Source organism: Streptomyces sp. NPDC092952 (genome assembly GCF_044754785.1).
GTDB lineage: Bacteria > Actinomycetota > Actinomycetes > Streptomycetales > Streptomycetaceae > Streptomyces.
The window spans coordinates 271,067-284,715 of sequence record NZ_JBIVPT010000009.1; the positions used below are offsets into that span (position 1 = coordinate 271,067).

Below are 13,649 nucleotides of genomic sequence, written 5' to 3' on the forward strand. Positions count from 1 at the left end.
ATGGTCGCCCGGTTCCGCCCGGCCGTTACGCTGCCCGCGTGACCACTTCTGACTACGCCGCGTACATCGCCGGACTCCCCCGGGTGCTGGCCGCCGCGGCCACGCTGTTCCGGGACGAGCGGGGGCGGGTGCTGCTCGTCGAACCGAACTACCGGAAGGGCTGGGCGCTGCCCGGCGGGACCATCGAGTCCGACGAGGGCGAGACCCCCCGGCAGGCCGCGCGGCGCGAGACGGCGGAGGAGATCGGGCTGGACCTGCCGCCGGGGCGGCTGCTCGCCGTGGACTGGACGCGCGGCCCGCACCGTCCGCCGATCGCCGCGTACGTCTACGACGGCGGGGTGCTGGACGCGGCGCGGCTGGCGGCGATCCGGCTCCAGGAGGAGGAACTGCTGTCCTGGCGGCTGGTGGAGCCCGCGGAGACCGACCGCTATCTGCTCGGTGCGCTCGCCTCGCGGGTACGGGCGGCGCTGGGGGTGCTCGGTCACGGCGGGGGGCCGGTGGAGCTGGAGGACGGGCGTCCGGTGGAGGTACGGCCCGGGGAGGAGTACGGCACCCGGATCACTCCATAGTCGCATACGAGTCGAATTCCCGTTGTGCCCCGTTGTACTGACGGGGCGTCACCTGGTAGTCCGGTCGACGGCTGCCGGAATCGTGCGTTCATGTGCTCTTGGCCCGCCGTGCACGCCCGACCGGCATCATCCGGAACTCCACGGACAGCGGAGGGATCATGCGTACGCACTCGGGACTCCTCGGTGGGCGGCCGGCCGCGGTGGCCGTCGCCGCACTGGCCTGCGCGGCGGTCGTCGCCACCGCGCCGACGGCGCTGGCCGGACCGGCACCGGCCACCGCGGCCGCCGCCCGCTCCACCCTGCCGTCGTCGGTCGACGGCGGTGCCTGGCAGTCCGGCCATCTCCAGGGCATGGCCATCGACCGCCGCAAGGGCTTCATGTACTTCTCGATGACCAACCTGCTGGTCAAGACGGATCTCGCCGGCCGGCCGGTCGGCTCGGTCACCGGCTTCACCGGGCACCTCGGCGACCTGGACTTCAACGAGAAGGACGGCCGGGTCTACGGCTCGCTGGAGTACAAGGAGGCGAAGTCCTTCTACATCGCGATCCTCGACGTCGACCGCATCACCCGGATGAACATGGACGCCCAGTCCACCGGGGTCGTCTCGACCGTCTACCTCAAGGAGGTCGTGAAGGACTTCACCGCCGACATGAACGGCGACGGCGTCTTCGACGGCGACACCGGCGCCACCCCCGACCACCGATACGGCTGCAGCGGCATCGACGGCGTCGCGTTCGGCCCGGCCTTCGGCGACCGGCGCGGCAAGCGCGCCGGGACGCGGCTGACCGTGGCGTACGGCGTGTACGCCAACACCGGCCGCACCGACAACGACCACCAGGTGCTGCTCCAGTACGACGTCTCCCGGTGGAGGAAGTACGAGCGCCCGCTGACCGAGTCGGCCCCGCACACCAGCGGCCCCGCCCGGGTCGGCGGCAAGTTCTTCGTGTACACCGGGAACACCACGTACGGCGTGCAGAACCTGGAGTACGACGGCCACAGCGGCAACTGGCTGATGGCGGTCTACAAGGGCACCAAGCCCGGTTTCCCCAACTACTCGGTCTTCGCCGTGGACGGGGCCCGCAAGCCGGTGCGCGGGCCGGTGCGCGGACAGCAGCGACCGGAGCGCGGCCTGCTGCTGCCGCTGCTGCCCGCGGGCGCGCACGATCCCGCGACCGGTACGCACGGCTGGCCCGCGCCGGGCCAGTACGGGCAGTACGGGCTGGTCTCGCTCGACGACGGGCGGTTCTACGTGGCGCGCAGCGGCACGGTCCAGGACGGCGGGGTCACCCGGCAGACCGCCCACGCCATGCTGAACACCTGGACGGGGCTCACCCCGTCGCCGTTCACCCCCGTCCCCTGACGTCCGCCCCCCGCACCGGGGGAAATCGTCTCGCGGAGCCCGCCCGGCGCTGCGTACGCTCGCGGCATGACGCTTGTCGCGATCCTCAGCGGCGCCGGGATCTCCACGGACTCCGGCATTCCCGACTACCGCGGCCCCCAGGGGCTCTGGCGCAAGGACCCGGAGGCGGAGAAGCTCGTCACGTACGACTTCTACATGGCCGACCCGGAGATCCGCCGCCGCTCCTGGCAGATGCGCCGGACCAGCGCGACCTGGGCCGCCCGGCCGAACGCGGCGCACCGCGCGGTGGTGGAGCTGGAGCGGTCCGGCACCCCGGTCCGGGTGATCACCCAGAACGTAGACGGTCTGCACCAGCTGGCCGGGCTGCCCGCCCGCAAGGTCCTGGAACTGCACGGGACGGCGCGCGAGGTGGTGTGCACCGGCTGCCACGCCCGGTCGTCGATGGAGGAGGCGCTGGCCCGGGTGGAGGCCGGCGAGGCCGATCCGCCGTGCACGGCCTGCGGCTCCATCCTGAAGTCGGCCACGGTCATGTTCGGCGAGCGGCTCGATCCGGTGGTGCTGGGCGACGCGATGGCGATCGCCAAGGGCTGCGAGCTGTTCATCGCGGTGGGGACGACACTCCAGGTGCAGCCCGCCGCCTCGCTGGCCGGGATCGCGGTGGAGCACGGGGCGCGGCTCGTGGTGGTGAACGCGGAGCCGACGCCGTACGACGCGCTCGCCGAGGAGGTCGTGCGGGAGCCGATCGGTACGGCGCTGCCCGCGCTGCTGCGGCGGCTGGCCCCTCGGGGCGGCGCGGCCGGAGCGTGAGGGGCCGCGCTCAGCTCCGGTCGAGCTCCTGCTGCACGCGGCGCGAGGGGCGGAACGTGTAGAGGTCGAGGATCTCCGGTGGTTCGGCCACTCCCGGGCCACCGGCGGCGACCCAGGCGACGATGTCGTCGGCCGCTTCCGGGTCGTTGACCAGGCCGAGCCAGACCGGGCGGCCGCCCGCGCGGCGGCCCTCGGCCGACGGCTGCACGACGATCACGTTGGCCTGCTCGCAGGCGTCCAGGCACTCCACGGCGCGGACCCGGGCCGCGCCCTCCAGCGACCGCCGCAACCCCGCGAGCTGCCCGGCGTGGTCCACGCCGGGGACCTTGGGAGTGCCGCAGCAGCAGCCCCGGCAGACGCTGACGGTGGGCCGGGGAGCCCCCTGGTCGGGGACGGTTCCTCGGGTGCGGCGGCTCATGCGGGGCGGCCTCCGGTGCGGGCGCGGACGATCACCCGGGGACTCTACCCGGCAGTCGTTCGAACACTCGATCGCCCACGGACCGGCGGGGCTGGGGTAGAGTGGGCGGCTGCGAAGGGGAGTAGCCCCGCAAACCGGTCGTCGACACACTGGAACCCCCGGGTTCCCGGTGGCCGGGCCCGTGGATCGTCGCGGGCGGGCGAGACCTTCGGTCAGGTATGACACGCCCGCATCCGTGGGCGCCGACGTCATGCCGGGCCGAGTGGTCCTCCGGATGCCCACCGTGGCGCTTCGCGAAGGCCCGGGGCCCGGCTCCTAGAGAAAGCCACCCGGAATGCATCTCGACCCCCTGGCGATCGTCACCGCCTTCGGGCTCATCTTCCTCGCGGAACTCCCCGACAAGACGATGTTCGCGTCGCTCGCGATGGGCACCCGCATGCGGCCGCTGTACGTCTGGTTCGGCACGTCGTCCGCGTTCATCGTCCATGTCGCCATCGCGGTGGGGGCGGGCAGCCTGATCGGGCTGCTGCCGGACTGGACCGTCAAGCTCGTCTCCGCCGCCCTCTTCGGGTTCGGGGCGTTCATGCTGCTGCGTTCCGGTGGTGGCGACGACGACGAGGAGGACGGTGGCGCGAAGACGGTGACCGGCTTCTGGCCGGTGTACTCGACCGCGTTCATGGCCGTCTTCATCAGCGAGTGGGGCGACCTCACCCAGATCACCACGGCCAACCTGGCCGCGAGCAACGGCACCTGGTCCACCGCGATCGGTTCGGCCGCCGCCCTGATGTCGGTGTCGGCGCTGGCGCTGCTCGCCGGGCGCTTCATCGCCAAGCGGGTGCCGCTGAAGACGGTCCAGCGGATCGGCGGGCTCTGCATGCTGGGGCTGGCGATCTGGACCCTGGTGGAGATCTTCGTCGGCTGACGCCGTACGGACGGGCCCGGACCACCCCTGCCTACGGGGTGGTCCGGGCCCGTCCGCGTGTCAGAACAGGGCCGGGGTGTCGTCGGCCGCGCCGCTCTCGAAGGCCAGCAGCCGCTGCTTGCGGTCGAGCCCGCCGCCGTAGCCGGTGAGGCTTCCGGAGGCGCCGACCACCCGGTGGCAGGGGACGATGATGCCCACCGGGTTCTTGCCGTTGGCCAGCCCCACGGCGCGGGAGGCGCCCGGCTTGCCGAGCTCCTCGGCCAGTTCGCCGTACGAGCGGGTCTCGCCGTAGGGGATGTGCTGGAGCAGCGCCCAGACCTCGCGCTGGAAGGGCGTGCCGTCCAGTCGCAGCGGCAGGTCGAAGTCGCGCAGTTCCCCGGCGAAGTAGGCGTCGAGCTGGCGGACCGCCTCGGTGAACGGGCGCGGGTCCGGCGCGCCGAAGGTCTCCTCGGCCGGGCGGTGGCGCTGCGCGGTCATGTAGAGGCCGCAGAGGACGCCGTCGGCGGCGACGAGGGTGAGCGGGCCGTACGGGCTGTCGACGACGGTGTGCCGTCGGGTCGCCGGGTCCGGAGATGTCGTGGTCATGGCTGGGCTTCCCGGTCTTGGTCAGGTGGGCAGGTGGTTGATGGGGTGGTCGTCGACGGTCCACAGGTACTGCACCGCGTACGCCCGCCACGGGCGCCAGGCGGCGGCACGGGCGGTGAGCGCCGCGGGGGTGGCGGGGAGACCGAGGTGCGCGGCCGCGCGCCGGATGCCGAGGTCGGTGGGGAGGAAGGCGTCCGGGTCGCCGAGGGCCCGCATGGCGATCACGTCGACGGTCCAGGGGCCGAAGCCGGGCAGGGCGGCCAGCTGGGCGCGGGCCCGTTCGCGGTCGGTTCCGGTGTCGAGCCGCAGTGATCCGTCGGCGAGCGCGGTCACCAGGGTGGTGAGCGTGGTGCGGCGGCTGCGCGGCAGGGCGAGCTGGTCGGGGTCGAGTCCGGCGAGCTGTTCGGGGCCGGGGAAGAGGTGGGTGAGGCCGCCGCCCTCCGGGTCGTCGACGGGGTGGCCGTGCGCGGTGACCAGGCGGGCCGCGTGGGTGCGGGCGGCGGCGGTCGACACCTGCTGGCCGAGGACGGCGCGTACGGCGAACTCGGCGCCGTCGACGGTACGCGGCACCCGTCGCCCCGGAGCCGCCCCGACCAGTGGGGCGAGGATCGGGTCGGCGGAGAGCTGCTCGTCGACGGCGACCGGGTCGGCGTCCAGGTCGAGCAGCCGGCGGCAACGGCTGATCGCGAGGGTGAGGTCGCGCGGGTCGGTGAGGTGGAGCCGGCAGACGATGTGGCCGGGGCCCGGGGCGAGGGCGACGGTGCCGTGCCCGTGGCGCAGCCCGAGGGTGCGGCGGTAGGCGCCGTCGCGCCACTCCTCGACGCCGGGGACGGCGGTGGCGGCGAGGTGGCCGAAGAGGTTGCTGGGGTTGAGCGGGGCCCGGTACGGCAGGCGCAGCGTGATCGCGCCCGGGGCGGCCGGCGGCCTCGTCTCCCGGGCGGCGCGGTCGCGCAGCTCGCCCGGGGTGAGGGCGAAGACCTCGCGGACGGTCTCGTTGAAGGTGCGGACCGAGGAGAAACCGGCGGCGAACGCGACGTCCGCCATGGGCAGCCCGGTCGTCTCGATGAGCACCCGGGCGGTCTGGGCGCGCTGGGCGCGGGCCAGGGCGAGCGGTCCGGCGCCCAGTTCGGCGTGGAGCTGGCGCTCGATCTGGCGGGCGGAGTAGCCGAGCCGGTCCGCGAGTCCGGCGACGCCCTCCCGGTCGACGACGCCGTCCTGGATCAGCCGCATCGCGCGGGCGACCAGATCGGCCCGGGCGTCCCACTGGGGGGACCCGGGGCTGGTGTCGGGACGGCACCGCTTGCAGGCCCGGAACCCTGCCTGCTGGCAGGCGGCCGCGCTGGGGTAGAAGGTCATGTTCTCGGCCTTGGGCGGCACGACCGGACAGCTGGGACGGCAGTAGATCCGGGTGGTCAGGACCGCCGTGAAGAACCAGCCGTCGAAGCGGGCGTCCTTGGACCGGACGGCCCGCACACAGCGCTCGGTGTCGGTGTACATGGGTCAAGCATCCGTCGTCCGGGGCCCCGGAGGCTGGCGAGAATCCGACATCAACCTCCGGCTGCCAGGACTTCTCCGATGCCCGGTGGACCCTAAGCGGCCCGGACGTACGCTCACGGCCCGGGTCCGGTGGGCGTTCAGCGCTGCGCAGCCAGGGCCGACTCGAACTCCACGTACGCGTGGTCGTCGAAGAGGACGAACCGCACCTCTTCGACGGGCGGCACGGCCTCCTCGATCACCGTGCGGACGGCGATCCGCGCCCCGTCGTCCAGGGGCCAGCCGTAGATGCCGGTCGAGATGGCGGGGAAGGCGACGGTGCGCGCCCCCAGCTCCGCCGCCACCCGCAGGGACTCGCGGTAGCAGGAGGCGAGCAGGGCGGAGCGGTCCTCGACACTGCTCCAGACCGGCCCCACGGTGTGGACCACCCAGCGCGCGTCGAGCGCTCCGGCCGTGGTGGCGACCGCCTGGCCGGTGCGCAGGCCCTTTCCGTAGTGCGAGGCGCGCAGCTCCCGGCAGGCGGCGAGGATCTCCGGGCCGCCGCGCCGGTGGATCGCACCGTCGACCCCGCCACCGCCGAGGAGGGAGGAGTTGGCCGCGTTGACGATGACGTCGGCGGTCTGCCGGGTGAGGTCGCCGCGGACCAGCCTGACGGTGACGCCGTGGGAAGTGCGCATGACGGACATCATGCCGTGCCCCGGGCTCACGTCGCCCGCAGACGGCGCCAGACCGCCTTCGCCGCATGGTGGCCGCACATGCCGTGCACTCCGGGGCCGGGAGGGGTCGCCGAGGAGCACAGGAAAACCGCTGGGTGGGCCGTCGCGTACGGGACCCGGGCGAGCTTGGGGCGGATCACGGTCTGGAGTCCGGCGAACGCGCCGCACGCGATGTCGCCGCCGACGTAGTTGGCGTTGCGCGCGGCGAGTTCGGGCGGGCCGGCGACGGCGCGGGCGAGCACCAGGTCGCGGAAGCCGGGGGCGAAGCGCTCCAGTTGGCGTTCGATGACCTCGGTGGCGTCGCCCTCCCAGCCCGAGGGGACGTGTCCGTAGGCCCAGAAGACGTGTTTGCCCTCCGGAGCGCGGGACGGGTCGACCAGACTGGGCTGGGCGGTGATCAGGAACGGCACGCTCGGGTCCTGCCCCCGCACCGCTGCGGTCAGCGCGGAATCGATCTCCCCGGCCGTGGGCCCGATGTGGACCGTTCCGGCCCGGCGGGCCTCCTCGGCGGTCCAGGGGACGGGGCCCGACAGCGCGTAGTCGATCTTGAAGCAGGAGGCACCGTACTGGAAGCCCCGGTAGGCGTGGCCGAGACCGGCGATGCGGGCCAGGGCCGTCGGCGAGGTGTCGAAGACGTAGGCGCGGGCGGGCGGCAGCTCGTCGAGCCGCCGGACCTCGGTGCCGGTGCGGATCGTGCCGCCCTGTTCCCTTACGTAGCCGGCCAGGGCGTCGGAGATGGCCTGCGATCCGCCGCGCGGCACGGGCCAGCCCCGCTCGTGCGCCGCCAGCGCGAAGAGGAGGGCGATCCCGGCGGTGGCCATGCCGCTGGTGGGGGCGATGGCGTGGGCGGCGAGCCCGGCGAACAGGCCGCGCGCCTTCGCGTCGCGGAAGCGGCGGGAGAAGAGCGAGGCGGGCTGGATGGCGTCGAGCCCGAACCGCACCCAGCGGTAGGGGTCGCGGGGCAGCCCGTCCCAGGGGGTGCGCAGGAAGTCCTGGGCGAGGGTCTCCCAGTGGCCGAGGTAGGGGGCGACGAGCCTGCGGTAGGCGCCCGCGTCACGCGGGCCCAGGGACATGGCGCTCTCCCCCACCGAGCCGGTGAGCACGGCGGCCGTGCCGTCCGGGAAGGGGTGGGCGAGCGCCAGCTCGGGCTGGATCCACTCCAGGCCGTGCCGGGCGAGCGGCATCGTGTCGAACGCGGGCGAACCGATGCCCAGCGGATGGACGGCGGAACAGGGGTCGTGGCGGAAGCCGGGGAGGGTCAGCTCCTCGGTGCGGGCCCCGCCCCCGACGGTCTCCTCCGCCTCGAAGACCTCCACGGAGAAGCCCCTGCGGGCCAGTTCGGCCGCGGCGGTCAGTCCATTGGGCCCCGCCCCCACGACGACGGCATCGAGCATCGACGTCACCTTCGGACTCCTTCGTCAGCCAACGGCCAGGAGAGCCAGGATATTCCGCGCCACCGACAGTCCCGCCGCGGGTAGGGTCACCGCCCGATGAACACCTCGGATCCCCGCGCCGTGTCCGCTCCGGCCCCCGCCCCCGTCCCGCCCGCCCGCATCGCCGCGATGGCGTCCGGACTCGCCGCCGTGCCCGGTGTCCGGGCCGTCGCCCTCGGCGGCAGCCGGGCCCGCGGCGCCCACCGCCCCGACTCCGACTGGGACCTCGGGGTGTACTACCGCGGCGCCCCCGACACGGCCGCGCTCGCCGCGCTGGCCTCCGGTTTCCAGGGCTCCCCCGTCGAGGTCGCCGGGCCGGGCGGCTGGGGGCCCTGGGTGGACGGCGGGGCCTGGCTGCGGGTGGACGGCGTCCAGGTCGACTGGATCCTGCGCGATCTGGACCGGGTGGAGGCGGTCTGGGCGGACTGCCGCGAGGGCCGGTACGAGGTGGGCGTACAGCCCGGCCATCCGCTCGGCTTCTGGTCCCCCGCGTATCCGGGCGAGGTGGCACTGGGGCGGGTACTGGCCGATCCGCACGGGGAGCTGACACCGCTCCGGGAGGAGACCCTGCGCTATCCGGAGCCGTTGCGCACGGCGCTCGTCGCGGCGGCCTGGGAGGCGGACTTCTCGGTGGCCGCCGCCCGCAAGTCGGCCCCCGGCGGGGACGCGCTGCACGTCTCCCTGTGCCTGTCCCGGGCGTTCGGGATCCTCGCGCAGTCCCTCCACGCCCACCACCGGGTGTGGTGCCTGAACGAGAAGGGGGCCACGGCCGCCGCGGCCGCCCTGCCGGACGCCCCGGCGCGCTACGCGGAGCGGGTCGGCGAGGCGCTGCGGGGGCTGGATCCGGCGGCGGTGGAGCTGGCGGCGGAGCTGGTCGGGGAGGTACGCGCGGCCTGCGGCGGGTGAGGCGCCCCGGTCAGGCCCCGGTGCGCAGGGCCGCCAGGACGCGGGCGGCAGTCGCCTCGTCACGGGCCGCCGTGAACGGCAGGGTGTTGCCGCCGGCGATGCGGAACGGCGTGCCGGAGAGCGTGGTGTGCGTGCCGCCCGCCTCGGCGACCAGCAGCAGCCCCGCCGCGTGGTCCCAGGCGTACTCCCAGGTGAAGGCGACCGCGTCCAGCGCCCCCCGGGCAATGTCGAGGTATTCGAGGCCGGCCGAGCCGCAGGGTCGGGCGGCGATCCCGTCGGTGCGCAGCCCCAGCAGGGCGCGCTTCTGCTCGTCGGTGGTGTAGTCCGGGTGCGACGACGCCACGTGCAGCGGCTCGCCGGAGACGGGTGAGCCGGAGCGTATCGCCTCGCCGTCGAGCGTGGCGCCGCCGCCGCGTACGGCGACGGCCATCCGGTCCTGGGCCGCGGCGTACGTCCAGGAGGCGAGGAGTTCGCCGCGGTGGGCGAGGGCGACCAGGGTGCAGAAGCCCGGCTCGCCGTGGACGAACTGGCGGGTGCCGTCGATCGGGTCGACGATCCACACGGGCGCGTCACCGCCGAGGGCGTCGTACACCTTCGGGTCGGCGTGCACCGCCTCCTCACCGACGACGACCGAGCCGGGCAGCAGCCGGGTCAGGGCGGCGGTGAGGTGTTCCTCGGCGAGGCGGTCGGCGGTGGTGACGAGATCGTGCGGGCCGTTCTTCTCGATGATCTCGTCCTCGGCGAGCTGCCGGAAGCGGGGCATGATCTCGGCGGCGGCCGCTGCGCGGACCGCCGCCTCGACCTCGGTCGAACCGTCGGTGAGGAGTGCGTCGTACATGCCCCCAGCCAATCACGTCCCGCCGGAGCGCCGACGACCCGGTCATGGCGGGAGCATGGCCGCTCAGCGTCCGACGGCGTAACCCTGCATGCCGCGCGGGTTGGCCGCGGCGGACAGCACCCCGGTCTCCGGGTCCCGGGCCACGGCGCACAGCCGCCCCTCCGACCAGGGCTCGCCGACGGTGACGTCATGGCCCCGGCGGCGCAGCTCCGCGACGATCTCCGGGTCGGTGTGCCCCTCGACGGTGACGCTGCCGGGGCGCATCCCGCGCGGGAAGAAGGAGGCTGGGAAGCTGTCGTTGTGCCAGTTCGGGGCGTCGATGGCGCCCTGGAGGTCGAGCCCTCCGCGGACCTGGGCGCGCAGGGCCACCGCCAGGAAGAAGTGCACCTGCCACTGGTCCTGCTGGTCGCCACCGGGCGTGCCGAACGCCAGTACGGGGACCCCGTCGCGCAGCGCGAGCGACGGGGAGAGGGTGGTACGGGGGCGGCGGCCGGGGGTGAGGGAGTTCGGCAGCCCCTCTTCGAGCCAGGTCATCTGGAGCCGGGTGCCGAGCGGGAAGCCGAGCTCCGGCACGACGGGGTTGGACTGGAGCCAGCCGCCGCTGGGGGTGGTGGAGATCATGTTGCCCCAGCGGTCCACCACGTCGAGGTGGCAGGTGTCCCCCCGGGTCGTCCCGTCCTTCGCCACGGTCGGCTCGCCGGCCCCGGGGACCGGAGCGGTGTCGGCGGCGGGCCCGGCGGCACCCGAGACCAGGGCCCCGACGTGCGCGCCGAGCACCGGTTCGCGTCCGTCCGGGCGGCCGGGGCGCAGCGCGTGCGAGGCCGTGCCGGTGATCAGGGCGCGGCGTTCGGCGTTGTACGGCTCGGAGAGCAGCGCGTCGAGCGGGACGTCGGCGGCGTCGCCGTACCAGGCCTCCCGGTCGGCCATCGCGAGCTTGCAGCCCTCGATGAGGAGGTGGACGTAGTCGGCGCTGCCGTAGCGGGGCAGTTCGGCGGGGAGCAGGGCGAGTTGCTGGAGGAAGGCGGGGCCCTGGCTCCAGCCGGGCGCCTTGGCGAGCGTCCAGCCGTTCCAGTCGTAGGTGGCGGGCGCCTCGTAGGAGGCGGACCAGCCGGCGAGGTCGGCGGCGGTGAGGGTGCCGGTGTGGCGGGAGCCGGTGGTATCCATGGTGGGGCGGGCGGCCTGGCGGACGAGAGCCTCGGCGACGAAGCCCTCGCGCCAGATCCGGCGGGCGGCCTCGATCTGCGCGGTCCGCTCCGAGCCGCCGTCCTCCTCCGCCTCGGCGATCAGGCGGCGCCAGGTCGCGGCGAGCCGGGGGTTGCGGAACAGCTCGCCGGGCCGGGGCGGGTGGCCGCCGGGCAGGTACACCTCGGCGGAGGAGTGCCATTCGGTCTCGAAGAGTTGGCGGACGGTCTCCACGGTCCGGCCGACCCGCTCGACGGGGGCGTGGCCGTCCTCGGCGTAGCCGATCGCGTACCGGAGCACCTCGGCGAGGCCCTTGGTGCCGTGGTCGCGCAGGAGCAGCATCCAGGCGTCGAAGGAGCCCGGTACGGCGGAGGCGAGCGGTCCGGTGCCGGGGACCAGGTCGAGGCCGAGGGAACGGTAGTGGGCGATGGTCGCACCGGCCGGGGCGGGGCCCTGGCCGCACACCACACGCACCTCGCCGTCGCGCGGCGCGATGATCATCGGTGCCTCGCCGGCCGGGCCGTTGAGGTGGGGTTCGACGACGTGCAGGACGAATCCGGCGGCGACGGCCGCGTCGTAGGCGTTGCCGCCGTCCTCCAGAACCGCCATCGCGGACTGCGAGGCGAGCCAGTGGGTGGAGGACACCATGCCGAAGGTGCCCTGGAGGGTGGGCCGGGTGGTGAACACGGAGGCGGCTCCTTGCTGCGGTGTGCGGGGCGGAGACGGAAGCGGTGGAACGGATCGTACGTACGACCCTTCCGGGCCCCGTCCTCCGGGGAGTTCACCGCGGGGTGCCGGGTCGGACGGGGTGCTCCGTCAGAGCCAGTCCTCGCGGGGCGGGTCGCAGAGTTCGAAGACCACTTCGCCGGTGTCCGGTCCCTCGACGGCGACGGGGCGCACCCGGGCGCCGACCGCCACCCGGTGCGGGGCCGCGCCCACGACGCGGCAGCGGAAGACGAAGCCCTCCGGCAGCCGGACGAGGGACTCGTTGCGGGCGGCCTCCGTGTAGCGGTGGACGACGCCGGACCGTACGACGACGCCCTGTCCGTCGCTGTGTTCGGGCTTCAGGTCGCTCGACGCGCACACCGGGCAGAGCAGCTTCCGGAAGGAGGCCGTGCCGCACCATCGGCACCGGTGGTAGCTCAGGCCGGCTTCCTCCCGCACCGTCCCTGCGGTGCCCTCCACGGTGCCATTCGACGACTGGGACACGGTCGACCCCCTGCGCTCGGCTCGGACGCGCCGCACTTGCGCGTCGATGCGTCCGCACCATAGGGCACTGAGTGCCGAAACGTAAAGACACTCAGTGCCAGATCATCGCTCCCGGGGGCTCACCCCTACCCGATGGCCGCCTCGATCTGCTGCACCACGCGCCACATCGGGGCCCCCTTCGCGGCGACCATCACCACCACTTCGCCGTCACCCGGCGGCCGCGCGGCGCCCCCGGCCGACACACCCGCGTCCGCCCCGCTCCCCCACACCCGGCGCACCATCCCCAGGGCGTGGTCGACGGCGGCCTCCGCGTCCCCCTCGCCACCCGAACGCAGCCAGGTCCGCAGCCCGTTGTTGTGCGCGGCCACCACGGAGGCGGCGACGACCTCGGCGCGCAGCGCCCCGTCCTCCGCCTCGCCGTACCGGTCGCGCAGATAGCCGGCGAGCGTCTGCTCGTACCGCCGCACCACGGACAGTTCGTAGGTCCGCAGCCCCGGCACCTCCCGGGTGAGGCGGTAACGCTGCACGGAGAACTCGGGGTTGGCCGCGTACATGCGCAGCACCAGCCGGGCCGCGTCGCTCACCGCGTCCACCGGGTCGGCGCCCCCGGCGTCGGCCAGGAACTCGGTCATGTCGGCCAGGCACCGCTCGTGGTCCGGGAAGACCGCGTCCTCCTTGGAGGGGAAGTACCGGAAGAACGACCGGCGGCCTACCCCCGCCCGTGCCACGATGTCGTCCACCGTGGTCCGCTCGAAGCCGCGCTCCAGGAAGAGCTGGAAGGCCGCTTCGGCGAGCACTTCCCGCATCGGGGCCTTCTTGGCAGGTCTGCGCGCTTCAGTCATGCCGGGAACGTAACACCGGAAGACCCATTCTGGCACCAGGTTCCTTTACAGAGGGTACTGAGTGCCATAATGTCGTCCGTACAAACCGCACCAGGTAGGAGAGCCGGCGTGAGCTTGAGGATCGTTGTCTGTGTGAAGTATGTGCCGGATGCGACGGGTGACCGGCGTTTCGCTGATGATCTGACGGTGGACCGTGAGGATGTGGACGGTCTGTTGTCGGAGCTGGACGAGTACGCGGTGGAGCAGGCGTTGCGGATCGCGGAGTCGGCGGACGATGCGGAGGTGACGGTGCTGACGGTGGGTCCGGAGGATGCGCGGGACGCGTTGCGCAAGGCGTTGTCGATGGGTGCGGACAGGGCTGTGCATG

Annotated in this window: 15 protein-coding genes; 6 read left to right on the forward strand and 9 right to left on the reverse strand. The window is 73.9% G+C overall.

Annotation, left to right across the window (positions count from 1 at the left end; genetic code table 11):
* The first annotated feature begins 38 nt into the window (after positions 1-38).
* From ACIQGQ_RS23105 to ACIQGQ_RS23115, 3 genes are all read left to right on the forward strand, one after another.
* A complete protein-coding gene (locus ACIQGQ_RS23105) occupies positions 39-569 on the forward strand; it encodes an NUDIX domain-containing protein (protein WP_402398513.1) in 531 nt (176 codons plus the stop codon).
* 158 nt (positions 570-727) lie between these two features.
* Positions 728-1,930 (forward strand): hypothetical protein, encoded by a 1,203-nt coding sequence (locus ACIQGQ_RS23110; protein ID WP_402398514.1) that lies wholly within the window; start codon positions 728-730, stop codon positions 1,928-1,930.
* A 66-nt stretch (positions 1,931-1,996) separates the two neighbouring features.
* Entirely contained in the window at positions 1,997-2,737 is a 741-nt protein-coding gene (locus tag ACIQGQ_RS23115; protein ID WP_402398515.1) for an SIR2 family NAD-dependent protein deacylase, read from the forward strand.
* A 10-nt stretch (positions 2,738-2,747) separates the two neighbouring features.
* Here the strand turns inward: ACIQGQ_RS23115 and ACIQGQ_RS23120 are convergent, their stop codons facing one another.
* Positions 2,748-3,155: a (2Fe-2S) ferredoxin domain-containing protein gene (locus ACIQGQ_RS23120; RefSeq protein ID WP_402398516.1), complete on the reverse strand. Its 408-nt coding sequence runs from the start codon at positions 3,153-3,155 to the stop codon at positions 2,748-2,750.
* A gap of 334 nt (positions 3,156-3,489) precedes the next feature.
* On the opposite strand from ACIQGQ_RS23120, the gene ACIQGQ_RS23125 reads away from it, so the two are divergent.
* Positions 3,490-4,077, forward strand: coding sequence for a TMEM165/GDT1 family protein (locus ACIQGQ_RS23125; protein WP_352279685.1), 588 nt, complete (start codon positions 3,490-3,492; stop codon positions 4,075-4,077).
* 60 nt (positions 4,078-4,137) lie between these two features.
* Here the strand turns inward: ACIQGQ_RS23125 and ACIQGQ_RS23130 are convergent, their stop codons facing one another.
* The 4 genes from ACIQGQ_RS23130 to ACIQGQ_RS23145 all read right to left on the reverse strand — a co-directional run bounded on the left by ACIQGQ_RS23130 (position 4,138) and on the right by ACIQGQ_RS23145 (position 8,266).
* Positions 4,138-4,662 carry a methylated-DNA--[protein]-cysteine S-methyltransferase gene (locus ACIQGQ_RS23130; protein ID WP_402398517.1) on the reverse strand — a complete coding sequence of 175 codons (525 nt, stop codon included), beginning with the start codon at positions 4,660-4,662 and terminating at the stop codon, positions 4,138-4,140.
* 21 nt (positions 4,663-4,683) lie between these two features.
* The gene (locus ACIQGQ_RS23135) at positions 4,684-6,159 is read right to left on the reverse strand and encodes an AlkA N-terminal domain-containing protein (protein WP_402398518.1); all 1,476 of its coding nucleotides are present in this window, start codon (positions 6,157-6,159) and stop codon (positions 4,684-4,686) included.
* 137 nt (positions 6,160-6,296) lie between these two features.
* Positions 6,297-6,833 carry an O-acetyl-ADP-ribose deacetylase gene (locus ACIQGQ_RS23140; RefSeq protein ID WP_402398519.1) on the reverse strand — a complete coding sequence of 179 codons (537 nt, stop codon included), beginning with the start codon at positions 6,831-6,833 and terminating at the stop codon, positions 6,297-6,299.
* 26 nt (positions 6,834-6,859) lie between these two features.
* Positions 6,860-8,266 (reverse strand): phytoene desaturase family protein, encoded by a 1,407-nt coding sequence (locus ACIQGQ_RS23145; protein ID WP_402398537.1) that lies wholly within the window; start codon positions 8,264-8,266, stop codon positions 6,860-6,862.
* Positions 8,267-8,362: 96 nt separating this feature from the next.
* Between ACIQGQ_RS23145 and ACIQGQ_RS23150 the strand changes: the two genes are divergently transcribed.
* Positions 8,363-9,211, forward strand: a complete 849-nt coding sequence (locus ACIQGQ_RS23150) for a nucleotidyltransferase domain-containing protein (RefSeq protein ID WP_402398520.1) — start codon at positions 8,363-8,365, stop codon at positions 9,209-9,211.
* 10 nt (positions 9,212-9,221) lie between these two features.
* On the opposite strand, the gene ACIQGQ_RS23155 is transcribed toward ACIQGQ_RS23150, so the two are convergent.
* The 4 genes from ACIQGQ_RS23155 to ACIQGQ_RS23170 form a co-directional block, all read right to left on the reverse strand.
* Positions 9,222-10,049, reverse strand: a complete 828-nt coding sequence (locus tag ACIQGQ_RS23155) for an inositol monophosphatase family protein (RefSeq protein ID WP_402398521.1) — start codon at positions 10,047-10,049, stop codon at positions 9,222-9,224.
* A gap of 63 nt (positions 10,050-10,112) precedes the next feature.
* The gene (locus ACIQGQ_RS23160) at positions 10,113-11,918 is read right to left on the reverse strand and encodes a gamma-glutamyltransferase family protein (RefSeq protein ID WP_402398522.1); all 1,806 of its coding nucleotides are present in this window, start codon (positions 11,916-11,918) and stop codon (positions 10,113-10,115) included.
* 129 nt (positions 11,919-12,047) lie between these two features.
* The gene (locus tag ACIQGQ_RS23165) at positions 12,048-12,416 is read right to left on the reverse strand and encodes a Zn-ribbon domain-containing OB-fold protein (RefSeq protein ID WP_402398523.1); all 369 of its coding nucleotides are present in this window, start codon (positions 12,414-12,416) and stop codon (positions 12,048-12,050) included.
* A gap of 149 nt (positions 12,417-12,565) precedes the next feature.
* Entirely contained in the window at positions 12,566-13,246 is a 681-nt protein-coding gene (locus ACIQGQ_RS23170) for a TetR family transcriptional regulator (RefSeq protein ID WP_402398538.1), read from the reverse strand.
* Between the two features lie 144 nt (positions 13,247-13,390).
* Here ACIQGQ_RS23170 and ACIQGQ_RS23175 point away from each other — a divergent pair.
* The coding region (locus tag ACIQGQ_RS23175) for an electron transfer flavoprotein subunit beta/FixA family protein (protein ID WP_402398524.1) at positions 13,391-13,649 on the forward strand (259 nt) is incomplete at its 3' end.